The following is a 22,895-nucleotide window of genomic DNA, read 5'->3' as shown; positions in this document are numbered from 1 at the left end:
AAAAAATGAGTCTTGTTTTTCCGTGAACTCCCCACTCGATTGTTCCCATTCAGGCGGGGAATAGATAGACAGATAGACCTTAAAACCATACCCTAAGATCAAAAGTTTTCGCTCAATATAGCTAGGTATACGACAAGTGCTCCTTGAAACGACTTTACGTCAATGCCGGTTTTTTCGGTGAATTTGTCTACTCGGTATTGAAGACTATTTCGGTGCATAAAAAGTTTTTTAGCTGCAAAAGAAATGTTTAGTCCAGATTCAATGAATACTTTAATTGAATGAAGTTCCTCTTTTGTAAAGTCGTAGACAAGGTGTGAGATCCTTTTCCTCGTTTCTTCATTTGTGTCTTTTAACAATATGTAGGGAATGGTTTCAAAAAATTGGAATACTCCTTTATTTTTAAATTGGACTCGTGATAAGTTGAAACATTGAGTCTCCCACTCATAAAGCTCATGGATTGGCTGTTGTAGAGAAAAAAATTCGCCAATATAAAAGTACATGTCAGTATAAAAATCAGTTGCAATTGCACTTCTTAAGTCCATTAATTCCTCTTTAGGAACCCATTCATGTTTTGGCTGCTCAACAATAATCCCGTTTTGAGGGGTTATCCAGACAACAACCTTATTGGTAAAGGATAGAGAAGATATCGCTTCTTCAAAAGACTTTACATCCACATCATTTTGTAGAAAAAAGTGTATAAGGCGGAAGCTAGTGTTTTCCTCATAATGATTACATAAATCTTTTTTTTCTTTTGATAGAATGGCTTGCTTCCAAAGTGATTGCTCAGTGGAAAGAGAGTTTTCTATTGAGATTGGAGCCAAGAATACTGATAGTAAATTACGATCTTTTTGGGATAGCTCTCCTTTATGGATACCGATGTATGATCCACTATCAAGTCGATAATATTGCATGGTTGAATCTTTAGGGAGACTTTCCTCCACAACTAAGCTTGGATATTGCTTACGTAATTTATCAATCATTTTTTTGGCTTCCTTTTAGTTTTATTTTTATTATACCAAGACGAATGTGAAAATTAAAAACTCCAAGACGTATGAGAAAAAAGAAAGGTGATCCAAATCTTCAAATCAATCGTTTACTTGTTAGAAAACAGGAAGGGAAGGGATGATTTAAATGAAAATACTACAAAAATGGAAAATGGGTTTCTTTATTTTGGCAGTGGTTTCTAGTATGGGTGCCTGCAGTTCGATGGAAGCAGAAAAACCTGTTATGGAATCAGAAAACGAGGAAGAAACGAAAACTTCAGAACCTATAAGTCAAGATATGAACAAAGATGAGAAGGAAGACAGTGATAAAGAAGATGATACTAAACAACCAGAAACTGAACAACCTGAACCTGCCCAATCCGGTGAAGCTGTTACAGCAAATGTAACGTCACCACTTCTACAAAAGGGAGAAACCGTTAGCTACACATTCCCAAACGCGGGAGTCAATAACATCTATTGTGAACCACACCCTGTCATGAAGATGAAAGTAATAGTTCAAGCAGATGCAATGTCTGAGAAGAATTTAGCACTCGATATTGCGGGATATGAATTTAGTGAAATGGAAATCACTGTTGCACCAGGTACAACAATCACTTGGACGAATCAGGATTTTGCCGAGCATAATGTGGCAATCGTAGTTGAATAAAAAACAAAAGATGCTTGGACGAATATCTTCGTCACAAGCATCTTTTGTTTCTTTAATTCTCATTCGGAGGTGCTTCTTCTGGTAGATGAATAGTCGGCTCAATGTTGGCCATGTTGCCTTCTCTGTGAACAGATCCCCCAGATAACCCTTCGTTTATCATCCGATCGACATCTAAATAAGCAAATTCTTTTCCTTCGTTTTGAAGATCTTTTCTAAATGTTGGTTCTTTTTTTGTCACAAGATTTCCCTCCTTTTCAAGTCCACCTATTTTGTGCTTAAAAGGGAGGAATTACTACTAGATTAGGAATCGTAAACATGAAAAAGCATTAATTCGTGGACATGAGAACGAATTAGTTCTGTTTCATCGATAGGAGGTTGCTGTTGTCTCCATTCAATATTTCCGTCTTTATGATACGTTGCTTCATATAACGTCCCTTTATAATAAAAACGAATAGACCAGCCAGGTAGGGACTTGTCCTTAAAAAGGGGCTTGTACATAAAATGAGATAGCATAAAACCGCTCCCTTTTTCCTTTTATCATACTATAAAAGTGTATGATTTAAAAAAGAAGTAGCGGCTTTAGAAGAAAGAAAAGTAAAGAGCTTTACTAAATGCTCCAACCCTTTTCGGCGGATGTCATCTTCATCAAAAACCATCGGCTTTGAATTCACTTCATAAATATATAAATCGCCATTCACATCTTTTCCAATATCCATGGAAAACTCACCGATATTTTTGAATTGCTGAAGTAGTAGTTGACCTGTTGTAGAAACTATCTCATCAATAATGTCAGCATCTTTTTGAAAGGGTAAATCCCCAAACGGTATTATTTTCCCTCCAGCAGGCACATGGGTGGTCACTTCTTGTGTTTGTGACTGACGGACCCCAATGCCACTTACGACAAACTCTTGCTCGTTTTTCCGATGAACCAAAACCCGATAGTCAAACCTTGACCCCTTCCATCTTAATGGCGTGATGGCTTGTTGGATGATATAATTTTGATCTATTTGTGTCAGAATCCACTCATGTATCAACTCTTTATAGGGAATATCTTGAATAATATGTTCAATCGTTTGTATATTCCATTTATCAGGAGTAGTCTGCTCAATGATAAAAATTCCTTTTCCCTTTTTCCCTTTACTCGGCTTTAGATAGACTCTTTTGTAAAGCTTTGACATGCTTTCAAACGATTGAACCGAATCGAGTTGAATTGTTACAGGTAGCAAAGACTTTAAATCGTTGTTTTTAAATAATAATTCGTAAATCTCCCATTTTTTAAAATAACTCTCATTAAAATAAGGAATGTCCAAAGAGTGCAATTTTGTCTTTATATCAAAAAAAGGGGGACTCTGCTCATATTTTCGAAACGGAATTTTGTTATAAACTACGTCAGGATGCGTAAAAGTATTTTCAATCCACTTTTTACGTTTAAAATCATAGACATATCCTATGACTGAGTGCTCTAAAAATCCATCGGTTCTGAATACATAGGAAAGCCCTCCGTTTTTTTGAAGGGCTAATTGAATTCGTTGAAAAGCTAGTTCATTCCCACTAAAATGCTTATTTGAACTATTCCCCGCAAGAATCCCCACTAGTGGTTGATACCCGCGCTTCATTGATATTGAACCTCTGGTTTTAAAAAGCCTTGCTCAGTCAAATAGATAGCGTAGGACATGGAAAGTTGCCGTGAAAATTTGTCTTGTGAACGGAGTTTAGGATGGGAAAAAATGGCCCTGCCTGGTTTTGAATTGGCTTCAAATAGCCAAAGTTTCCCCGCACGGTCTACGGCTATATCAAAACCGATTTCCCCTATATAACCATTTGTCTTTGCCGCGATCGCTTTACTCAAAGATAATACTGTCTCATATAACTGGGATTGAAGCTCATTTCTTTTATCTTTGTCTGGATAAAGCTCATCAAGTGTCTTAATCATTCCCCCATTACTTAAATGGGTGGTCACACTTCCTCGTCCTGCTACTTTAGCCGCAATCGCAGTCACTTGCCACTTACCTTCATGATCTCGGTTCGTATGAATTCGAAAATCTACGGGTAGATTTTCATAACGAACTAAATGTATGCCTTGTTGAATAAGGTACGTATCTAAGTTTCTATCCTTGAAAGCATATTGAATTAATTTTCGTAAGGATGAGAACTTTTGCAGCCGATTTTCCTCACCGTCCTTGTAGCGACAGTAATAGGAATCCTCTGTTTCATTCGCCACAACCTGATAAATACCTAGCCCTAAACTTCCATTCGCAGGCTTTATATAAACATATTTATATTTTTTCACCATATCTTCAATATCCTGAAATGTTGGTTGATGAATGGTTTCTGGTAGAAATTGTGACAGAGCGGGTTCATTGACTAATATTTTATAAATATCCCATTTGTTAAAAAAGCCAGGGTTGTACCAAGGAATCAAATATTCGTCTTGTAGGCGCTGTTTTACTTTTTTTAAGGCTCCGTGGTTTTCAGTTCTTCGATTCGGTAATCGGTCATAGATGACGTTTGGTAAGGGGATCTCTTGCTGTGTCCAACCTTCCTTTTCATCATAAAAATAGCCATTTACCATGCCTTCATCCCAATCAATGAGGTGTGCACCAAAGACATAGGCACAGACTCCGACTGATTTTTCCATGGTCAATAGTTTGGCAAAGAAAAGAGAGCGTTCCCCAATTGGGCGTAAAAAGGATTCAGTGAATCCAGCGGTAAATATGCCAATTAATGGACCGATATGAAGAACGTCGTCATTAATAAAAAAATGTAGGTTTCGATTAAGAGGTATTTTCAAGGTGGATAGTAGGTCTCGGCTTATATAGATCGTTTCGTTTTCTTCTCCAGCAATAAACTGACAACTAGTCGTTTTGGTACCAAAGCCAACTCTAGTTATTTCGCCAACATCTACTACCCGTGGAATTTGTATGGTCGCTATTGATCCTAGTAATTCCTTTGTTTTCAAAAATTTCTTCATCATCACCAGCTCCTCTCTATTTAATATTGGCTCTTTGTTGCTCAAGGTAGTTCATATAGTGTAAGGGAGCTTGTAATAATTGTTCTTTCTTTGAAAGAGAAGTAGAGGTAATGACTTTTCTCCCAGGTTTCGAATTAATATCAAGTAACCAAACTGCACCGTCATCAGTGACTCCAATATCAAGCCCAAGTTCGAACAATCGACCGAACTTTTTCTCTAGCAGGCTTGGAAGGCGGTTTGTGATAGTTTGAATTTCTTCTTGAATTAAAGATCTTCGTCGTGGCGGCATCTCATTTAAAAATTCCTCGAAAGGTATTGCTTCTCCGCCGTTATGAAGATTTGACACAAGACCATTTTCTTTGCCAATACGAACTCCTCTACCCTGCTCGACCCATTGACCAATCTCGTTTTTTTGTAAAAGGATTCGAACATCAAATGGTTTTTTATTTTGTTGTAAACGAAGAAATCGCTGACCTAAATAGGAAGTTTCTTTTAAGAGATTTTCAATATATAGCTTGAAATCTAGCAATTTCTTAAAAGTATTAGTGCTAGAAACTCCTTGTTGTTGAGATTGAATGATGATTTCATTGGTATCTAGCTTGATATGAAGGATTCCATTTCCCTGAGAACCAGCTATGGGTTTCAAGATGATAGACTGTTCTTTCTTAAGTAATCGTTTTACCTGCATATAGGTTCGAATTTCTACTGTTGTTGGAAGATAAGAAGAAATGGGATGCTGTTCATGAAGTGCTTTATAGACCTCCCATTTGTTAGGTAAACCATATCCTAAAAAGGTGGTACCAGGTCTTTGCTTTAACCATTTAACGATAGGTTCACTCTTTTTGGATAAGTCGTCAACATGATAAAAGCAACGATCATAAATAAATGTTGGAATAGAAAAGATAGAGTGTCCCCAAGTTTTAGTAGATTTGTCGAATTGATAGCCATGGACCTGCTCGGTTATAGGGTTAATATCAAGAGGAGTGAAACGAAATATTCCAACCGCAGTATCATTTGATACGGATGCAATATCAGTAAAATAAGTAAGTTCTTGATCTTTTCTTACAGTTAGAAAACCTATAGATCTCATTGTAAATCGCTCCTTTGGAAGGGATTCGCTAAAAATAAGCAATAATTGATAATGGCCTTTGCAGATGGGCGGATAGACTGTTTGACTGTCGGTGCCTCCATATTTTTAGAAGGCTTTGTGTTGACCTCAATGATCCAAGGCTTAGCAGATATATCCAATGCCAAGTCGATTCCAAGCTCCCCAAAGAGTCCTTCTTCTGACTGTCCTACTGATGAGGCAACCTCCAAGGCAAGTTCATGGAGCATCTTAGTAACATCAATGGCTACCTTAGTGTCAAGTATCTCTTTAAGAAGCTTGCTTACTTTTTGAATTTCTCCCCCTCTAGCTAAATTAGAGACGAATTCGTTAGGGGAGGATATTCGTGCGACAGAAGAGGTCACTTTCCATAGATTCATAGAGTTTAGATGACAAAGAAAGCGGAAATCTAAGATTCGATCTTGAAAGCTTAATAATGGTATACCTTGCTGAATAATAAACGCTTGGTTAGCTAGTCTAGGCTTGATGGCTTTGAACAACTCACGAATAGTTGGAAAGTTCTTTTCGATGTCTCCAGAAAACGTTGTATAGTCAAGGATATATTCCTCACCATGCCGCTCTATTCGAATAATTTTTTTTCCTTGGCTACCATGAATCGGCTTGATGAAAATTTTTTCATGCTTTTGCAAAAATTCCTCTAAAATGTTGAAGCTAAGTAATAGGTGAGTTTCGGGGAGATAGGGTAGTAAATGCTCTTGCTGAGCTAAGCTTTGATGTGTCTCCCACTTGTTTAAAAAGTGATCATTAAAGAATGGAATATGTTTGTCGTGTAGCATGGTTAGGAGCTGTTCATAGGGTGTTGATTTCTCTCTTTTTCTAGAGTGAATTCGATTATGGACTACATGTGCGGTTGGGACTTCAGTAAGTTTCCAGCAATCTCCGTTCCAAGTATATCCATCTAACTGATTATTGGCCCGGTTGAATTCCTTTAGTGAAAACACATAAAAAAACACATGATTCTCTTCGCAATACATAGCAAGTTCTTCAGTGAAATCCTGAATGGAACCGAAAGAGGGACCTTGTTCAGTTTCCCTTACTTCGGTTAACAATCCAACGAATAGACCAATTGAAATCATATCTGAATTTTGATGAAAATGTAAAGATAGCTTATAATTTAACTTGGGTAGCCTACATTCTTTCATGAGCAATGGGTGCAGGCTTATCGTAGATTCCTCCAATGAAACCGGAAGAATGGTAACATCTGTGAAAAAATCACCACATTGGAAATGATATTTTTTAATAGGTGAAAGAGACCATTTTACAAAAAGGCCCTCACACATATGAATGACATATTTCTCATTTGAAGCATTCATAAGAATTTCTATTTTTTCGCTAACAATCATAAACCGACCCTCATTTGATTGAATAGTTAACTAGCACTATAATAAATTAGGCAAATGCTGATATTGGTATCGTATGAGAAGTAGGCTTAGATGGTGAAAAGAAAGGTTGATTAGTATGTCAGTGTTAGTAACGCTTGGGATGATGGTAGGAATCGGGGCTCTGATTGGGGGATTTACAAATCACCTTGCCATTCAAATGCTTTTTCGCCCTTATAATCCCATTTATTTTATGGGAAAAAGACTTCCATTTACTCCAGGGATCATCCCGAAACGGAGAGAAGAGCTTGCGGTTCAAATGGGACGTATGGTAGTCGAGCATCTTGTCACAGCAGAAGGGTTTCGAAAAAAGTTCACGGACCCCGTTTTCATCCAAGAGCTAAATGAAATAGCTAAAAATGAATGTCAAAAGTTATTTTTGTTAGAAACAACAGTGGAGCAATTACTAGAGAAACTTGAGATTGATGATATTGATAAAAAAATCGGTATGAAGTTAGAAGCATTGATTGAAGAACGGTTAGAACAGCTTTGGTTGCAAAATAGTGACTTGTCCATAGGTGAGATCTTGCCCGAAGGTATGAAATTGAAGATAGATGAAAAGATTCCTGTGATCAGTCACTATATTTCTGAAAAGGGTGTAGCGTTTTTTCAGAGCGAGGAGGGTAAACAAAGGCTAAAGAAGATGGTTGACGACTTCCTTTTAACAAGAGGAATGCTCGGGAATATGGTCCAAATGTTCCTTGGACAAGCAAGCTTAGTCGACAAGATTCAGCCAGAAATAGTTAAGTTTTTACAGCATCATGGGACAATTGAAATCCTTTCAAGAGTTATCGATACTGAGTGGAAGAAGATGAAAGAATATCGATTAAGTAAAGCTGCATCTTTTATTTCAAAAGAAGAAATCATTCACTCTGTGTCTAAGAAAATCGTTCTGGAGTTAAATGTGTCAAGTTATACATCTCGACCCATTAAGGAATTTATTGCTCCTTTTCAAGAATACATTGTGAATAAAGGTGTTCCTTCCATAGTGAATTACATTGCGAATTACTTAGCTGATCGCTCTGAGGATCTTCTTCGAAAGCTACGTGTTGAAGAAATGGTACGTACCCAGGTTGAAGGTTTTCCAGTTGCTCGGTTGGAGGAAATGATTCTTTCAATATCTAAGAAAGAATTCAAGATGATTACGTATCTAGGCGCACTATTGGGCGGAATCATTGGTTTATTTCAAGGTTTATTGGTTTTGCTTATTGGATGAAATACCTAAACAGATTTGTTATAGTTGTAAAAGAATGAATAATTTTAACAACTAGGAGGAGGGATTTCTTTGGCTAGCAACTATTATGACGTGGCGTATGAACTAGAAAAAGCAGTACGCGAAAGCAACGAGTATCAAACATTAAAAAAGCTTTATGATGATGTTAATTCGGACAAAATGGCAAAACAACTGTTTGACCAGTTCCGTGACTTACAAATGGACATTCAGCAAAAGCAGATGTCAGGTATAGAGATCACACAAGAGGAAATGGAACATGCACAGCAACAGGTTGCATTAGTGCAAAAGCACGAATTAATTGCCAAACTCATGGAAGCCGAGCAACGAATGAGCATGGTCATCGGTGAATTAAACCGTATTATCATGAAACCACTTGATGATCTGTATGGACCGATGCAGCCTTAAGAAGTGAGGACGAAATACCACAGCCTAATTTGGGGCTGTGGTGTTTTTTTGTTGTTGGATGGGGTAGTTTTTGTGGTGATTATACCTTATCGCCGATATATCCCGATAATCGCTGATATAAATGGATAATCGCCGATATATCCCGATAAACGCTGATATAAATGGATAATCGCCGATATATCCCGATAAACGCTGATATAAATGGATAAACGCCGATATATCCCGATAATAGCTGATATAAATGGATAAACGCTGATATATCCCGATAATCGCTGATATAAATGGATAATCGCCGATATATCCCGATAATCGCTGATATAATCCGATAATCGCTGATATAAATGGATAATCGCTGATATATCTCGATAAACGCTGATATAAATGGATAATCGCCGATATATCCCGATAAACGCTGATATAAATGGATAATCGCCGATATATCCTGATAATCGCTGATATAAATGGATAATCGCCGATATATCCCGATAACCGCTGATATAAATGGATAATCGCTGATTTAATCCGATAATCGCTGATATAAATGGATAATCGCTGATATATCCCGATAATCGCTGATATAATCACATAATCGCCGATATATCCCGATAATCGATGATATAAATGGATAATCGCCGATATATCCCGATAATCGATGATATAAATGGATAATCGCCGATATATCCCGATAATCGCTGATATAAATGGATAATCGCTGATATAATCCGATAATCGCTGATATAAATGGATAATCGCCGATATATCCCGATAATCGCTGATATAAATGGATAATCGCCGATATATTCCATTAATCGCTGATATAAATGGATATTCGCCGATATATCCCGATAATCGCTGATATAAATGGATAATCGCTGATATAATCCATTAATCGCTGATATAATCACATAATCGCTGATATAAATGGATAATCGCCGATATATCCCGATAATCGCTGATATAAATGGATAATCGCCGATATAATCCGATAAACGCTGATATAAATGGATAATCGCCGATATATCCCGATAATCGCTGATATAAATGGATAATCGCTGATATAATCCGATAATCGCTGATATAAATGGATAATCGCCGATATATCCTGATAATCGCTGATATAAATGGATAATCGCCGATATATCCCGATAATCGCTGATATAATCCATTAATCGCCGATATATCCCGATAATCGCTGATATAAATGGATAATCGCCGATATATCTCGATAATCGCTGATATAAATGGATAATCGCCGATATATCCCGATAATCGCTGATATAAATGGATAATCGCTGATATAATCCGATAATCGCTGATATAAATGGATAATCGCTGATATAATCCGATAATCGCTGATATAATCCGATAATCGCTGATATATCCCGATAATCGCTGATATAAATGGATAATCGCCGATATATCCCGATAATCGCTGATATAAATGGATAATCGCCGATATATCTCGATAATCGCCGATATAAATGGATAATCGCTGATATAATCCGATAATCGCTGATATAAATGGATAATTGCCGATATATCCCGATAATCGCTGATATATCCAATTGGGGAAGCATTTCAGCCTCTATTTTTTAATGAATTCACATATTATGCAGGATTAGATGTTTTTGCGTCGAACTCTTCCGTTGAAAGAGAAAAGGGGTGGTTATTTGATCATAAAAAAGCGTGAAAAACCGATTATTATTGAGAAATTGGAGGCACTTGAACGAAGGTTATCAAAGACTCACAAAAAATATCCCTTTGTTAAAGGATATTTAGGTAGGAAGAAGGCTGGGTTCAAAGGAGAACTGGCACTAGACTATTATTTGAATTTCCTACCAAATGAGAAATACCTTATTTTTCAAGATTTAAGACTATTTGATGGTAACAGTCATTTTCAACTAGACTTACTCCTTATATCCCAAAACTTTTTTCTAATCATTGAAGTGAAAAACTATTCAGGTACTTTAATCTTTGATCCGAAATTTAATCAACTTATCCGAATTTCTGAGGATGGAAAAGAAAAAGCTTTTTCTGATCCACTATTGCAAATTAAAAGGCATTCCACTCAACTGAGAAACTGGTTAGAAACTAATAATCTTCCTTTAGCCCCAATAGAATCCCTAGTTGTCATAAGTAACCCCGAGACAATCATAAAGGCTACCTCAAAACATGATTACGTTTCCCAAAAAGTACTCCATACAGCATTTCTCACAAGTAGGGTAGAGTCTTTAGAGAATAACAGAAAAGATGAGGTATTAACGACAAAAGAAGTAAAGAAAATTTCGCAACAAATATTAAAAAAGCATCATGCAATAAACACAGACATACTCGCTAAATATCAGCTATCTGAAAATGATATTATCTCAGGGGTCCAATGTCCTAAGTGTCAATATAATCCAATGAAAAATAGAAAGGGAGGCTGGTTTTGCCAAGCCTGTAAGACGACTTCTAAAGAAGCACATATTTCGGCGATCAGGGACTATCTTCTTTTGCTCGGTCCATCAATAACCAATAGTGAGGCACGGCATTTTCTCCATATCTCCTCTAGCTCAGTAGTGAAACGACTCCTTACCTCCATGAATCTCCCCCATACTGGAGAGAATAAAGGCAGGAGATACCACCAACCTGAAGACCAATTTCGTAAGTGAGCTTTTGACAAAATGGTAACTAGTCTTTTAGCATTGCACTTTGTTCTAACGCCCGCAATATCATCATATTTTAAGAATAACAGACTCGTGAGGGGGGGATGAATTCATGTTCTATCGGATGCTTGCGATAAATATAGATGGAACGCTGCTTCGTTCGAACGGAAGGTTACAAAAAGGTGTGAAAGAAGCGATTGAATTTGTGAAGCGTAGAGGGATTTATATAACGTTAGTAACAAATCGGAACTTCCCTTCAGCTAAAAAGGTTGCAAAAGCGCTGAAGATAGATAGTCTATTAGTCACCCATGGGGGAGGGTTTATTGCATCTTCTGTGGACTCCCCTATTATAGATTTGCGAATTTCAGAAGAGAAGACTTTTAATCTAGTCCAGGTCTTAGAAAATTTCGACTGCAATGTCCGCTTATTGCATGAGCGATACTCACTCGGTAATCGGGTTCACTTGCAAAATAATATGGTAGCAAGAGCGGTCATAGAAACAGGCGATCCGCTATTTTACCCGATGCAATTTGTTGAATTCTTAGGTGATTCTCTCCGGGATGTTCCAGTATCCACCCCTAAGATAGATGTCTATTTTTCAGATAAAGAGGAATTGGAGCGAGCTCGCACTACAATTGAACAAGCATTTGATGGCATTCATATTTATTCAGATCATCCACTTCGTTTTGATATAGTCACTGAACAGGTTTCGAAGAGTCAAGGTTTAGAACTACTTGGAAAACATCTGGGAATTGAAATGAGTGAAATGGTCGTGATTGGTGATTCCTATAGTGATTTACCGATGATCCAAAAGGCCGGTCTCGGGGTCGCTATGGGGAATTCTCCGGTAGATTTGAAGCAAGCAGCGAAATGGGTAACTAGAAGCAATGACCAAAACGGGGTCACCTATATGGTGTTATCTCACTTTCGGAAGCAACTTTCTATTACTCAATTAAATAAATAGGGAAAGTGGCTGCTGACATATATATGTCAGCAGTCATTTTTACATAGGTTTATAGATAATGGACCTCACTAATTCATCAATTTAAAGGAATTTAAGCAAACTATCTCGAAATAGTAAAAAAAATACACACTAGGAGGAAAGACAATGCCCGAAACAGTTTTACTCGAACAAAGTAACGGTGTCATTACCATAACATTAAACCGACCAGAGGCTTATAATTCGTTAGATGTACCTATGCTTCAAGAATTAGTCCATAAGCTCAAAGTTGCATCCGAGCTTGAGGAGAATATCCTCATCCTGAAGGGTAGTGGAAAAGGGTTTTCCGCTGGAGGAGATGTTAAAACCATGCTGTCTTCCTTTGATACGCCCTTTGAATCTATTATGGGGACAATTGGGGAAGTGGTTACTACCTTATATGGAATGCCTAAGTTAACAATTTGTGCCATCCATGGGGCAGCTGCGGGTCTTGGGCTTAGCATTGCATTGGCATGTGATTATGTTCTGGTTGAAAGACAAGCAAAGGTTGCTATGAATTTTATTGGCATTGGGTTAGTACCTGACGGAGGTGGCCATTTCTTCCTTCAAAAAAGATTGGGTGACTTCAAAGCGAGATCCGTCATCTGGGAAGGAAAAACCCTTTCAGCAGATGATGCTCTTGAAATCGGTATTGTCGATGAAGTGACGGACCAGTTAGAGAATTCTCTACTTGAGAAAGTAGAAAAATGGAACAGAAAACCAGTGCAATCTATGATCGCCACTAAATTGATTTATGTGAACCAAAATGCTGAGGGACTTAAAAACATTCTTAAGCTAGAAACGAAGTATCAGGGAGAAATGAGAACGACCACTGATCATCAAGAAGGAATTCGTGCTTTCCTTGAAAAAAGACAGCCTAATTTCGTTGGTAAATAAAGAAACGACGGTCGCCATTCCAATTGGTGACCGTTTCCTTCATCCTAGGACTAGACAAGCCTATTAATTAACTATGAAACAAAACCAACTTTCCAGCAGAAGACACACAACGATGCGTATGGTCCTCAAATCCTTTTTCTTTTAAAAGAGCTTCACCTTTTGTCTTTGCTTCTAATTCAGACTCGGCTTTAAAATTATCATCGTATAATTTGTTCCCAGTTTTATCAAAAACTGTTAATGTATAGATGGACATATAATAACCTCCAAAATTTTTCTCAGTGATGTTGTACTACTATTTTTATTATACTATTAAAAATTCTTTCAAAAAAGTGAATCTTTCTACATTTTAAAACGTATGTAAGATATGAAAAGGGGGCATCGAGATGTCGTTACAATTAAAAAATGTTACAAAGAAATTTGGATCTTTTACTGCAGTGGATGATTTTTCACTGACGATACCAGAGCGGGAGATGTTTGGTTTTCTGGGGGCAAACGGAGCTGGAAAAACCACAACATTCCGAATGATTCTTGGACTAATTCATCAAACCTCGGGTTCCATTACTTGGGATGGTCAACCAATAAACTATGGTACTAGTGATATTATTGGTTATTTGCCTGAAGAGCGAGGACTCTATCCAAAAATGAAGGTGAAGGATCAACTTATTTATTTAGGGCGTCTTCGTGGAATGAATAAGCAGTCCATCATAAAAGAAATGAAGGATTGGCTAGAGAGATTTAAAGTACCTGAATACGAGAATAAGAGAGTGGAAGAGCTTTCAAAAGGGAACCAACAGAAGATTCAGTTCATTGCTTCAGTCATTCATAAGCCCAAGTTATTAATCCTAGATGAACCTTTTAGTGGATTGGATCCGGTTAATGTTGAGCTCTTAAAAGAGTCGGTCCTGGAATTAAAAAACAGTGGTACATCAATCGTCTTTTCAAGTCACCGGATGGAGCAGGTGGAGGAGCTTTGTGAGCACTTATGTATCTTGCACCACGGCAAGCCTGTTGTTCACGGTTCTTTAAAAGAAATTAAGCGTACATTTGGAAAGAAAAATGTGTCCGTTCAAGCTGATTTTGATCTTTCTTTCTTACAGCAAACTGTTGGTGTTATTAAGGCAAAGGAACGTTCTGGAGGAGTCATTCTACAGGTAGAAAATGAAGAAGTTTCTGGTAGATTATTTGAACAACTTCAAGGAAAAGGCTTTGTTCGTAAGTTTGAGCTAGAAGAGCCTTCACTAAATGATATCTTTATTGAAAAGGTAGGTGCTTCCTATCATGAATAAGTTTTGGATCATATTATTTCATACGTACACTAGCAAGCTAAAGTCAAAATCCTTTATTATCACAACGCTTGTTACGGCTTTGTTTATTTTTGGATTAAGTAATGTTCAAAACATTATTGATTTTTTTAACAAGGACAATACGACAACAATAGCGGTCATAGATGAAACAAATGAATTACTGCCTATTCTTAAACCACAGGTAGAGGGTGTCGATGAGAAGCTGCAGCTTGAAGCCTATTCGGGAACTTTAAAAGAAGCAGAGATAGCCATTGAAGCGGAAGAATATGAAGGTGTTCTCCTTCTTTCCTACAACGAGGATGGGCTGCCAGACGCACTGTATAAAGCAAGTTCTATCACGAATTCAGATGCCACCCTCACTCTAGAAAATGCCCTTCAACAGGTGAAGGTCTCGATGGCTACTACTCAAATTGGCTTAACAGAAGCACAAATCCAACAACTTTACGAGCCTGTTGCATTTGAAAAAGTGGCGTTAGAGGAAAATGCAAAAACTGAGGAAGAGTTGAGTTCAGCAAGAGGGCTTGTATATATTATCCTATTCATGATTTATATCGCTGTCATTATGTATGCGAATATGATCGCAATGGAAGTAGCAACAGAAAAGTCCTCTCGAGTGATGGAAATTTTAATTTCAAGCGTTTCTCCAGTTAAGCAAATGTTTGGGAAAATAATTGGAATTGCCTTGTTAAGTATAACTCAGTTTTCAGTCCTCATTCTAACAGGCTATCAATCCATTAAAAGCATGGATTCAACTATTTTTGAGGATTTAGGCTTTAACAACCTACCTGTATCAACCGTTATTTATGCGGTTATCTTCTTTATACTAGGCTATTTCCTGTTTGCGACAATGGCAGCTGTACTGGGCTCACTCGTAAGCAGAATAGAAGATGTGCAGCAGATGATTACACCTATGACCCTTTTAATTGTGGCAGCTTTTATGATTGCAATGTTTGGTTTAGGGGACCCAGAGAATGGATTTATTACGGTAACATCCTTTATTCCATTTTTTGCACCCATGATCATGTTCTTACGTGTCGGGATGCTCAATGTGCCAGGCTGGGAAATTGCCTTAGGTATAGGCTTACTTGTCGGAACAATTATCCTCCTTGCTTTATTTGGAGCTAGAGTTTATAAAGGCGGAGTTTTAATGTACGGTAAATCATCTTCTTTTAAAGATATTAAAAAGGCAATACAGTTAACAAAAAAAGCATAGTAAACAAAACGCTCCTTTCTTCAGGCGGGAGCGTTTTGTTTTGTTGATATATCATTTAGGAACGTGCATTCGCATGCGAGAAATGGTACAATATGGGCACGAAGATAAAAGGAAGTGGAGAAACATGGAACAAATTACATTTCTTCATGCAGCAGATTTACATTTAGATAGTCCATACATAGGACTGAAGCGTTTGCCTGATTCACTGTTCAAACGGGTACAGGAGAGTACATTTGTTTCTTTACAAAGATTGGTTACATATGCAATCAAGAATCAAGTAGATTTTATCATAATTGCAGGTGACTTATATGATGCAGAGCAGCGGAGCTTAAAGGCACAAATTCGTGTCCGGAATGAAATGTTACGGCTTGAGCGTGTGGGTATCCAAGTTTATGTGATTCATGGAAATCACGATCCCTTAAATGGAAATTGGATTAAACTCGACTGGCCAAGTAATGTCCATATATTCTCAGGTGAAATCGAAGTAAAGACTTTTATTAAAGAGGGAAAGCACTTGGCTAATCTTTATGGATTTAGTTATTCTCAAAAAGCCATTACTGAGAATATGGCCGCCAAGTATGAGAAAAAATGCGACAATTGTTTTCACATCGGACTTCTTCATGGAACAATTTCTAGCAACAATGAGCATGTTCCTTATGCACCCTTCCAGCTATCAGACTTGAAAAACAAAGACTTCGATTACTGGGCACTTGGACACATTCATCAAAAACAGATAGTAAATGAAGATCCCCCCATTGTCTATCCAGGCAACATTCAAGGACGACATAAGAAGGAAACAGGTGAAAAAGGCTGCTACCTCGTTTCTATATCCGAAACAGCTAGCAAGAACACTTTTATTGATACATGTGACATCATATGGGAAAATATCCAGGTTCCAATCACGGATATTCATACAATTGATGAACTAATAAAACGTTGTAAACAAGTGTTGGATAGATTGAGAAGGACAGATCAAGGTGTATTCGTGAATGTCTCTTTTACTGGTCACGGTGAATTGTCTGCATTACTGCAAGAATTTGCGGTAATAGAAGACATGTTAGAAATTCTTATAGCGGGTGAAGAAGAACAGCAAAATTTCGTTTGGATTTGCTCGTATGAAAACCAAACACAATCTGTTAAAGACCTTGAACAATTGAAGAAGGATATGCACTTCGTTGGAGATTTACTGCAGCATTTTGAACAGTATGATCACTTACAAGAGGCTTTGTCGCCTCTTTATGATCATAAACAAGGACGTAGATTTATTGCACCGCTGCTTCAGGAGGAGCAAGAAGCCTTGCTACATGAAGCTGAGGCATGGATTGTCAATGAATTATTAAATTTCATTAAATAGGAGGTGGAGCCTTGTTTATAAAAAAACTACATATATATGGATTCGGAAAAATCGTAGATCAAGAGTTTGAACTTTCTAGTGGACTCCAAGTTTTCTATGGAGAAAATGAGGCTGGAAAAACAACCATCATGTCTTTTATCCATAGTATCTTATTTGGTTTCCCTACGAAGAATCAGACCGAGAATCGCTATGAACCTAGGAACGGGATGAAATACGGTGGGAAGTTGACCGTGGAAACAAAACACCATCGCGAGATTACTATTGAACGAGTAGCAGGAAAAGCAACAGGTGATGTAAAAGTATATTTTGAAAATGGTTCTGTTGGATATGATAAAGAACTAAGTGATATCATGCACGGAATGAACAGAAGACTTTTTTCGTCCATTTTTTCATTTGGATTACAAGGATTACAAGAAATCCAAACGATTAAAACCGATGACTTAAGTAATTATCTATTTTCATCAAGTATTCTTGGAAATGAACAGATTTTAGAGTTAGAGAAAAAAATAGGAAGAGAGATGGATGCCCTCTTTAAGCCTACTGGAAAAAAGCCTGAAATCAATCAGATTCTTGATGAAACATCCCAACTGTCACAGCAAGTCCAGGCTGCAAAGGCACAAATAGTAGATTATCAAAATCTTTCTGAAACGGAGTTGAAAAACGAACAAGAATTGAAAGAAATCACAGCTCAAATGGAACAACTCAGTTCCTTAGAGGGGAAACTTACCTTATTTGAGCAATATGTACCACTCCAAAATGAAGTATTTTCACTTCGAAAAAGACGAAAAGAGATGGGGGATAAACCAGTATTTCCAGTAGACGGGATTAAACGGTTTGAACAAGTATCCTCACACCTTTTACCAACTGAGGCAAGACTAATGAGTTTAAGTGAAAAATATGAAGAACAAAAAACAAAAGCGTTGAGCATCTTTGTTAACGAAGATTTAGTAAATGCTGAAATGGACATAAAGGATCTTGCCAAACATTACCATAGAATCGAACTGGCAAAAGATTCTTCTGCAGTAGTAAACATGAAAATTGAAGTTCTTCAAGAAGAAATCGCTACTATCAAAAGAAAACTAGGCATCAAAGTATCTGACACGGAGATCGCCCAAGTCGAATTAACAATGAGCGTAAAAGAAGAGATTAGAGCCCTCACACACCAATTTTCAAACGTACGGAACAAGAAAGAGGTTCTTGATCAGCAACAAGAACAGATCAAACTTAATATAGAAGCTTCGGAATCTAATGTGATTCATTACAGTGACCAATTACTTGAAGATAGTCAGAAAAAAGAAATGGAGGATATCCTACATAATCAGTCGCAATATTTCACAACAGAGAAGGATCAGCAAAAAACCCTCAACAAGCATGCTCGAATTACAAAACAAATAGATGAATTTGAGCGACGTACCCAAAAGATTCTCCTGATTAGAAATGCACTACTTTTCCCATTGTCTTTTTGCTTACTGTTTTATGGAATCTGGAATCTTTCTATAAATAGCAACTCTGTATCCTATTCTTTTATTCTTTTTGCAGCTGCTTTATTTGCAGTTGTCTTCTTATTAACTGGTTTAGTAAGGAACAATCAATATTTATCCCTTCTAAAAGAAGAACAGGCGGAATTACAGCAAAAAATCATTGAATGGGATCAGTTTGAGAGATTCACTCAAGATGAGAACTATACTCGGCATGCCCAGCAATTACTCGCCAAAGATATAGAAATTCAAAAGATTTTGCAAAAAGAAAAAATGTTGCTCCAACAGTTTGAGAAAGAATTCGAACGTTGTATCGATCAATTTGAGAAATGGGAAGATTCTTCAGCAGAAATTTCTGCCAAATTCGTGGCTTTACACAACCAATTACATATACCTCAACATTATGGATACGAGTTGGTAATGGACCATTTTGAACAACTGGAGAAGTTAGTCGGATTCATCCACCAATTCGAAAGAATGACTCAAGAGAAACAAAAGCTGGAAGAAGAAATTAATCACTATGCTAGAAGCTATTACGTCCTTCTTCAACGAGTTAAATTGGATATTAATGACATTTCCCCGCATATACTTGTAAAATTACTAGAAGAAGAAAAGAATAAAAAACAGCAAATGAAGGCTATTGAGGAAAAGCTGATTGAGATAAAAGAGACAATAGACCAATACAACAAAGAAATTCAATACATTAACGAACAAATCTTGACTTTATTCAGCACTGCAGAAGTAAATTTGGAAGAAGATTTTAGAAATAAAGCTAGCTTACTAGATGAATGGATTAAGTTAGAAGAAAGAATATCAAACTTAAAGGATAAGATAAAGCTACTACTGAAAAATAATGAGATCTTAGAACAGGAATTTTGCCGAGAATGGATTTATTTAAATGATGAGCTTGGAAATAAGGATATAATTGATATCCAATGGACGGAATATAAGCAGAAAGAAAAGGCTTTAGTAACGGAGTTAGCAGAAACTTCTCTTCAAAAAAGACAATTAGAAGAGAAAGGAACGTATTCCTCTTTACTTCAATTACTTGAAACGAAAAAGTCAGAGCTCAACGATCAAGCAAAGAGATGGGCAAAGCTTGCTGTTGCAAAGGACGTGCTTCTTCAGACGAAGGATTACTACAGAAAAGTACGCCTACCACAGGTCATAGTAAAGGCTGAGTCCTATTTCTCTATACTGACGAATGGAGCGTATATTCACTTATTCTCTCATGAGGAAACTAGTGATTTTATTGTAGAACGAAAGGATGGAACAAGGTTTGCTCCTCAGGAACTAAGTCAAGCCACTTCAGAACAATTATATTTATCTTTACGAGTTGCATTAGCTAGCTATTATCAATCTCCTGAAATACTCCCATTCATTGTAGATGATGGCTTTGTAAACTTTGATGAAGGCAGGTTTAAAGTGTCAATGGAGCTTTTAAAGGAGCTTTCAAAAGAGAGGCAAGTCCTTTTCTTTACATGTCATAAGCAAGCCATTCGTCATATCGGAGAACAAGAAAAAGGTATAACCTATTTAACAAGAAATGAAGTAAGAGTTTAGGGCTTTTAAGATTAGTTGCTAAACTGCATGAGCACGTTTGTGCATGGATTATGCTATAATGACTCAATGTACGAACTGTTTTACGCTTATAAAAGAACTTCTTAAAAATGGCTCTTTTCTAAAAGTCTAAATAGCAAAAAAGTTTACACAAACAGCCTTTCTTCATTCTGAATAAAATGGATAATAATTCACTCAAAACAATGGATAACATGATAGGGGGAAAAGAAATGGGAAAAGGGATTATACATTATAATGCCGGTGAACAATTAGATATCTATTTATTAGTAAAAACGAGTACAAAAGGTTTGGCGAGTAACGGAAAACCATTTCTTACCCTCATACTGCAGGATCAGACTGGTGATATCGAAGCAAAGCTTTGGGATTGTTCTCCAGAGCATGAAAGTGAACTCAATGCACAGAGTATCGTAAAGGTTTATGGTGAGGTTCACAACTATAGAGGCCGTAATCAATTGAAAATACGCAACATTCGTCCTGTCACCGAGTCTGATCCGGTGAAGGTTTCAGACTTTTTAGAAGTGGCTCCATTAGAAAAAGATGACATGATGGCTAAAATCACGCACTATATTTTTGAAATGAAGAATCCAAATATACAGCGAATTACTCGACATTTGGTTAAAAAATATCAGACATCCTTTCTAGAGTATCCTGCGGCAACTAAAAATCATCATGAGTTTGTCTCTGGACTCGCCTATCATGTTGTATCCATGCTTGACCTTGCAAAGGCTATTTCTACATTGTATCCTTCACTTGATACTGATTTGCTTTATTCCGGCGTTATTTTACATGACTTAGGAAAAGTCATTGAATTATCTGGGCCAGTATCAACTGTTTATACGACTGAAGGAAATTTATTAGGCCATATTACCATTATTATTAATGAAATTGGGAAAGCTGCTGATGAGCTTGGAATAGCAGGCGAGGAAGTAACGATTTTACAGCATATTGTGTTAAGTCATCATGGAAAAGCAGAGTGGGGTAGCCCGAAACCTCCATTAATTAAAGAAGCTGAGATTCTTCATTATATCGATAATCTAGATGCGAAGATGAATATGTTAGATCGTGCTTTAGCTAGAGTGAAGCCTGGTGATTTCTCAGAACGAATATTTGCTTTGGATAATCGATCATTCTACAAACCAACTTTTCACGAGTAAAAGGAAAAAAGTCATAATATTGTGTCCCGACTCATATAATTTCCCTAACGAAGCTTGTCTTTGAAAGGGGTAAAAAATATGATAACTCTTCCATGGTGGATCTATTTAGTTTCAGTAGGTATTATCGGTAGTGGCATTATGATGGTAAGAACAGGAAAGCAGGACCGGGTTATGCAGCAATTCTATATTGAGCGTGAGGGTCAAGTTTTTATCGAGAGAATCAAGTACGAAAAAGAGAAAAGAGAGCAACAAAAGACAGAAGAAGTAAATACAGCGCATTAATCTAAAAGGAAGGCGTCCATTAACGGAAGCCTTCCTTTTAGCATTTCAATTATTTATCTTCTGTAGCAGCAGGTTCTGCTACTTCTTTTTTCTTAAAAGTATCTTTTAACTCTTTATCATTTACTTTCACTTTTGCACCATCTAATTCTTTTTGTACTTGTGCTTCTACTTGAGTTACGTCTACTTTTGCACGACCTAGCTCTTCTTTAATTTGCTCTTTCATTTTTTCAAGAGGCTCTAGTTCTTTTCTGTCAGTTAGCTTGATAATATGGTAGCCAAACTCTGATTTAACGAGGCCACTAACCTCACCAACCTTAAGTGCATAAGCAGCTTCTTCAAATTCAGGAACCATCTTACCAGCTCCAAAATAACCTAAATCTCCACCAGCAGCTGCTGATCCATCTTTAGAATACTCCTTTGCTAGTTCCTCAAATGAACCACCTTCATCAAGTTTCTTCTTCACTTCTTGTGCCTTCGCTTCGTCATCTACAAGAATATGACTTGCTTTAAGTTCAGGCTTTAGAGTGTTGTAATGCTCTTCAACCTCTTCATCCGTTACTTTAACATCCTTCATAGCCACTTTCTCTTGTAAAAGACCAACCTTTAATGTCTTTTTAAATTGATCTTCTGACTTAAAGCCATTTTGTTGAAGAACTACTGGAAATTGGTCTCCATACTGCTCTTTTAATGAATTGAGTTCTTTGTCAACTTCTTCATCGGTTACTTCATAATTTTCACTTAAAACTTTACTATAAACGAGTTCACGTAGAACTTGCTCACCGTATTTTTCCTTCATTGCATCATATAACTCATCTTTCGTGACATTTCCAGCACTTGATTCAACAATTGCCTCTGAATCTGTACTTTCTGCATTATTGCAAGCTGTTAGAGCTAATACACCAGCAGAAATGGTAAGGGCAAGTACCACTTTCTTCATGTTTAACACTCCTATTATGTAAGAAATTTTGTAGAATTTTGGTTGATTTCCGACATTAGTATGTCCCAAAAGCTACATTGATAACTATACCATATTTTCTAACAAGGGAATAATATAAGTCATTGCGAAATGGAAATTTGATGACATATTAATGAAAAAGTTAAAAAACGTATAGGCAAAGGGCCCAATTAGTAGCAAACCGTGACAAACGTTTAGTCAAAAAGAGATGATATTCAATACAATGTAAAAAGCCTAACGAAATGACTTGTTTCTTTAGTTGCTTTCAGGAAAAGAATTACGACTATA

At 37.0% G+C, this 22,895-nt stretch carries 23 protein-coding genes; 12 read left to right on the top strand and 11 right to left on the bottom strand.

What is annotated here, in order from left to right:
- Positions 1-98: 98 nt before the first annotated feature.
- Positions 99-980, bottom strand: a complete 882-nt coding sequence (locus ACOI1C_RS11250; RefSeq protein ID WP_422510623.1) for a PucR family transcriptional regulator — start codon at positions 978-980, stop codon at positions 99-101.
- 151 nt (positions 981-1,131) lie between these two features.
- On the opposite strand from ACOI1C_RS11250, the gene ACOI1C_RS11245 reads away from it, so the two are divergent.
- On the top strand, positions 1,132-1,650 hold the full coding sequence (locus tag ACOI1C_RS11245; protein ID WP_422510622.1) for a plastocyanin/azurin family copper-binding protein: 519 nt from the start codon (positions 1,132-1,134) through the stop codon (positions 1,648-1,650).
- 52 nt (positions 1,651-1,702) lie between these two features.
- On the opposite strand, the gene ACOI1C_RS11240 is transcribed toward ACOI1C_RS11245, so the two are convergent.
- The 6 genes from ACOI1C_RS11240 to ACOI1C_RS11215 all read right to left on the bottom strand — a co-directional run bounded on the left by ACOI1C_RS11240 (position 1,703) and on the right by ACOI1C_RS11215 (position 7,090).
- Positions 1,703-1,888, bottom strand: coding sequence for a hypothetical protein (locus tag ACOI1C_RS11240; RefSeq protein ID WP_422510621.1), 186 nt, complete (start codon positions 1,886-1,888; stop codon positions 1,703-1,705).
- A gap of 62 nt (positions 1,889-1,950) precedes the next feature.
- Positions 1,951-2,163: a YheE family protein gene (locus ACOI1C_RS11235; RefSeq protein WP_422510620.1), complete on the bottom strand. Its 213-nt coding sequence runs from the start codon at positions 2,161-2,163 to the stop codon at positions 1,951-1,953.
- Between the two features lie 29 nt (positions 2,164-2,192).
- Positions 2,193-3,266 (bottom strand): YheC/YheD family protein, encoded by a 1,074-nt coding sequence (locus ACOI1C_RS11230; RefSeq protein ID WP_422510619.1) that lies wholly within the window; start codon positions 3,264-3,266, stop codon positions 2,193-2,195.
- A complete protein-coding gene (locus ACOI1C_RS11225) occupies positions 3,263-4,624 on the bottom strand; it encodes a YheC/YheD family protein (protein ID WP_422510618.1) in 1,362 nt (453 codons plus the stop codon). Before ACOI1C_RS11225 ends, ACOI1C_RS11230 begins: the two co-directional genes overlap by 4 nt.
- Before the next feature lie 13 nt (positions 4,625-4,637).
- Positions 4,638-5,711: a YheC/YheD family protein gene (locus ACOI1C_RS11220; RefSeq protein ID WP_422510617.1), complete on the bottom strand. Its 1,074-nt coding sequence runs from the start codon at positions 5,709-5,711 to the stop codon at positions 4,638-4,640.
- A complete protein-coding gene (locus tag ACOI1C_RS11215; RefSeq protein ID WP_422510616.1) occupies positions 5,708-7,090 on the bottom strand; it encodes a YheC/YheD family protein in 1,383 nt (460 codons plus the stop codon). Before ACOI1C_RS11215 ends, ACOI1C_RS11220 begins: the two co-directional genes overlap by 4 nt.
- 115 nt (positions 7,091-7,205) lie before the next feature.
- Here ACOI1C_RS11215 and ACOI1C_RS11210 point away from each other — a divergent pair, with 115 nt between their 5' ends.
- Positions 7,206-8,342 (top strand): DUF445 domain-containing protein, encoded by a 1,137-nt coding sequence (locus tag ACOI1C_RS11210; RefSeq protein WP_422510615.1) that lies wholly within the window; start codon positions 7,206-7,208, stop codon positions 8,340-8,342.
- Positions 8,343-8,411: 69 nt separating this feature from the next.
- Entirely contained in the window at positions 8,412-8,765 is a 354-nt protein-coding gene (locus ACOI1C_RS11205; RefSeq protein ID WP_422510614.1) for a YlbF family regulator, read from the top strand.
- A gap of 24 nt (positions 8,766-8,789) precedes the next feature.
- Here the strand turns inward: ACOI1C_RS11205 and ACOI1C_RS11200 are convergent, their stop codons facing one another.
- Together ACOI1C_RS11200 and ACOI1C_RS11195 are read right to left on the bottom strand one after the other, a co-directional pair.
- Positions 8,790-9,350 carry a hypothetical protein gene (locus tag ACOI1C_RS11200; protein WP_422510613.1) on the bottom strand — a complete coding sequence of 187 codons (561 nt, stop codon included), beginning with the start codon at positions 9,348-9,350 and terminating at the stop codon, positions 8,790-8,792.
- Positions 9,347-10,342 carry a hypothetical protein gene (locus ACOI1C_RS11195; RefSeq protein WP_422510612.1) on the bottom strand — a complete coding sequence of 332 codons (996 nt, stop codon included), beginning with the start codon at positions 10,340-10,342 and terminating at the stop codon, positions 9,347-9,349. The genes ACOI1C_RS11200 and ACOI1C_RS11195 overlap by 4 nt, the downstream gene beginning before the upstream one ends.
- A gap of 93 nt (positions 10,343-10,435) precedes the next feature.
- On the opposite strand from ACOI1C_RS11195, the gene ACOI1C_RS11190 reads away from it, so the two are divergent.
- From ACOI1C_RS11190 to ACOI1C_RS11180, 3 genes are all read left to right on the top strand, one after another.
- Positions 10,436-11,416: a nuclease-related domain-containing protein gene (locus ACOI1C_RS11190; RefSeq protein ID WP_422510611.1), complete on the top strand. Its 981-nt coding sequence runs from the start codon at positions 10,436-10,438 to the stop codon at positions 11,414-11,416.
- Positions 11,417-11,522: 106 nt separating this feature from the next.
- Positions 11,523-12,374, top strand: coding sequence for a Cof-type HAD-IIB family hydrolase (locus ACOI1C_RS11185; protein ID WP_422510610.1), 852 nt, complete (start codon positions 11,523-11,525; stop codon positions 12,372-12,374).
- A gap of 144 nt (positions 12,375-12,518) precedes the next feature.
- Positions 12,519-13,286 carry an enoyl-CoA hydratase gene (locus ACOI1C_RS11180; protein WP_422510609.1) on the top strand — a complete coding sequence of 256 codons (768 nt, stop codon included), beginning with the start codon at positions 12,519-12,521 and terminating at the stop codon, positions 13,284-13,286.
- Positions 13,287-13,353: 67 nt separating this feature from the next.
- Here ACOI1C_RS11180 and ACOI1C_RS11175 read toward each other — a convergent pair whose 3' ends face one another.
- Complete coding sequence (locus ACOI1C_RS11175) at positions 13,354-13,539, bottom strand: YhzD family protein (protein ID WP_422510608.1); 186 nt, start codon at positions 13,537-13,539, stop codon at positions 13,354-13,356.
- 130 nt (positions 13,540-13,669) lie between these two features.
- Here ACOI1C_RS11175 and ACOI1C_RS11170 point away from each other — a divergent pair, with 130 nt between their 5' ends.
- From ACOI1C_RS11170 to ACOI1C_RS11145, 6 genes are all read left to right on the top strand, one after another.
- On the top strand, positions 13,670-14,572 hold the full coding sequence (locus ACOI1C_RS11170) for an ABC transporter ATP-binding protein (RefSeq protein WP_422510607.1): 903 nt from the start codon (positions 13,670-13,672) through the stop codon (positions 14,570-14,572).
- Positions 14,565-15,803 (top strand): ABC transporter permease, encoded by a 1,239-nt coding sequence (locus ACOI1C_RS11165; protein ID WP_422510606.1) that lies wholly within the window; start codon positions 14,565-14,567, stop codon positions 15,801-15,803. Before ACOI1C_RS11170 ends, ACOI1C_RS11165 begins: the two co-directional genes overlap by 8 nt.
- Positions 15,804-15,927: 124 nt before the next feature.
- Positions 15,928-17,157 (top strand): metallophosphoesterase family protein, encoded by a 1,230-nt coding sequence (locus ACOI1C_RS11160; RefSeq protein ID WP_422510605.1) that lies wholly within the window; start codon positions 15,928-15,930, stop codon positions 17,155-17,157.
- Positions 17,158-17,168: 11 nt separating this feature from the next.
- A complete protein-coding gene (locus tag ACOI1C_RS11155) occupies positions 17,169-20,198 on the top strand; it encodes an AAA family ATPase (RefSeq protein ID WP_422510604.1) in 3,030 nt (1,009 codons plus the stop codon).
- Between the two features lie 227 nt (positions 20,199-20,425).
- Positions 20,426-21,370, top strand: a complete 945-nt coding sequence (gene yhaM / locus ACOI1C_RS11150) for a 3'-5' exoribonuclease YhaM (RefSeq protein ID WP_422510603.1) — start codon at positions 20,426-20,428, stop codon at positions 21,368-21,370.
- Positions 21,371-21,448: 78 nt separating this feature from the next.
- Positions 21,449-21,652, top strand: a complete 204-nt coding sequence (locus tag ACOI1C_RS11145) for a sporulation YhaL family protein (protein ID WP_422510602.1) — start codon at positions 21,449-21,451, stop codon at positions 21,650-21,652.
- A gap of 49 nt (positions 21,653-21,701) precedes the next feature.
- On the opposite strand, the gene ACOI1C_RS11140 is transcribed toward ACOI1C_RS11145, so the two are convergent.
- Complete coding sequence (locus ACOI1C_RS11140; RefSeq protein WP_422510601.1) at positions 21,702-22,589, bottom strand: peptidylprolyl isomerase; 888 nt, start codon at positions 22,587-22,589, stop codon at positions 21,702-21,704.
- Positions 22,590-22,895 lie beyond the last annotated feature (306 nt).

Origin of the sequence: Bacillus sp. DJP31 (assembly GCF_049310945.1) — a bacterium.
Classification (GTDB): domain Bacteria; phylum Bacillota; class Bacilli; order Bacillales; family SA4; genus Bacillus_BS.
This window is presented reverse-complemented; position numbering and strand designations above follow the sequence as displayed.

Bases quoted from the DNA above. Each gene is read 5' to 3' on its own strand.
- ACOI1C_RS11250 (WP_422510623.1), bottom strand. From the start codon at position 980: ATGATTGATAAATTACGTAAGCAATATCCAAGCTTAGTTGTGGAGGAA.
- ACOI1C_RS11245 (WP_422510622.1), top strand. From the start codon at position 1,132: ATGAAAATACTACAAAAATGGAAAATGGGTTTCTTTATTTTGGCAGTG.
- ACOI1C_RS11235 (WP_422510620.1), bottom strand. From the start codon at position 2,163: ATGCTATCTCATTTTATGTACAAGCCCCTTTTTAAGGACAAGTCCCTA.
- ACOI1C_RS11230 (WP_422510619.1), bottom strand. From the start codon at position 3,266: ATGAAGCGCGGGTATCAACCACTAGTGGGGATTCTTGCGGGGAATAGT.
- ACOI1C_RS11225 (WP_422510618.1), bottom strand. From the start codon at position 4,624: ATGATGAAGAAATTTTTGAAAACAAAGGAATTACTAGGATCAATAGCG.
- ACOI1C_RS11220 (WP_422510617.1), bottom strand. From the start codon at position 5,711: ATGAGATCTATAGGTTTTCTAACTGTAAGAAAAGATCAAGAACTTACT.
- ACOI1C_RS11215 (WP_422510616.1), bottom strand. From the start codon at position 7,090: ATGATTGTTAGCGAAAAAATAGAAATTCTTATGAATGCTTCAAATGAG.
- ACOI1C_RS11210 (WP_422510615.1), top strand. From the start codon at position 7,206: ATGTCAGTGTTAGTAACGCTTGGGATGATGGTAGGAATCGGGGCTCTG.
- ACOI1C_RS11195 (WP_422510612.1), bottom strand. From the start codon at position 10,342: ATGCTTCCCCAATTGGATATATCAGCGATTATCGGGATATATCGGCAA.
- ACOI1C_RS11185 (WP_422510610.1), top strand. From the start codon at position 11,523: ATGTTCTATCGGATGCTTGCGATAAATATAGATGGAACGCTGCTTCGT.
- ACOI1C_RS11180 (WP_422510609.1), top strand. From the start codon at position 12,519: ATGCCCGAAACAGTTTTACTCGAACAAAGTAACGGTGTCATTACCATA.
- ACOI1C_RS11175 (WP_422510608.1), bottom strand. From the start codon at position 13,539: ATGTCCATCTATACATTAACAGTTTTTGATAAAACTGGGAACAAATTA.
- ACOI1C_RS11170 (WP_422510607.1), top strand. From the start codon at position 13,670: ATGTCGTTACAATTAAAAAATGTTACAAAGAAATTTGGATCTTTTACT.
- ACOI1C_RS11165 (WP_422510606.1), top strand. From the start codon at position 14,565: ATGAATAAGTTTTGGATCATATTATTTCATACGTACACTAGCAAGCTA.
- ACOI1C_RS11160 (WP_422510605.1), top strand. From the start codon at position 15,928: ATGGAACAAATTACATTTCTTCATGCAGCAGATTTACATTTAGATAGT.
- yhaM (WP_422510603.1), top strand. From the start codon at position 20,426: ATGGGAAAAGGGATTATACATTATAATGCCGGTGAACAATTAGATATC.
- ACOI1C_RS11145 (WP_422510602.1), top strand. From the start codon at position 21,449: ATGATAACTCTTCCATGGTGGATCTATTTAGTTTCAGTAGGTATTATC.
- ACOI1C_RS11140 (WP_422510601.1), bottom strand. From the start codon at position 22,589: ATGAAGAAAGTGGTACTTGCCCTTACCATTTCTGCTGGTGTATTAGCT.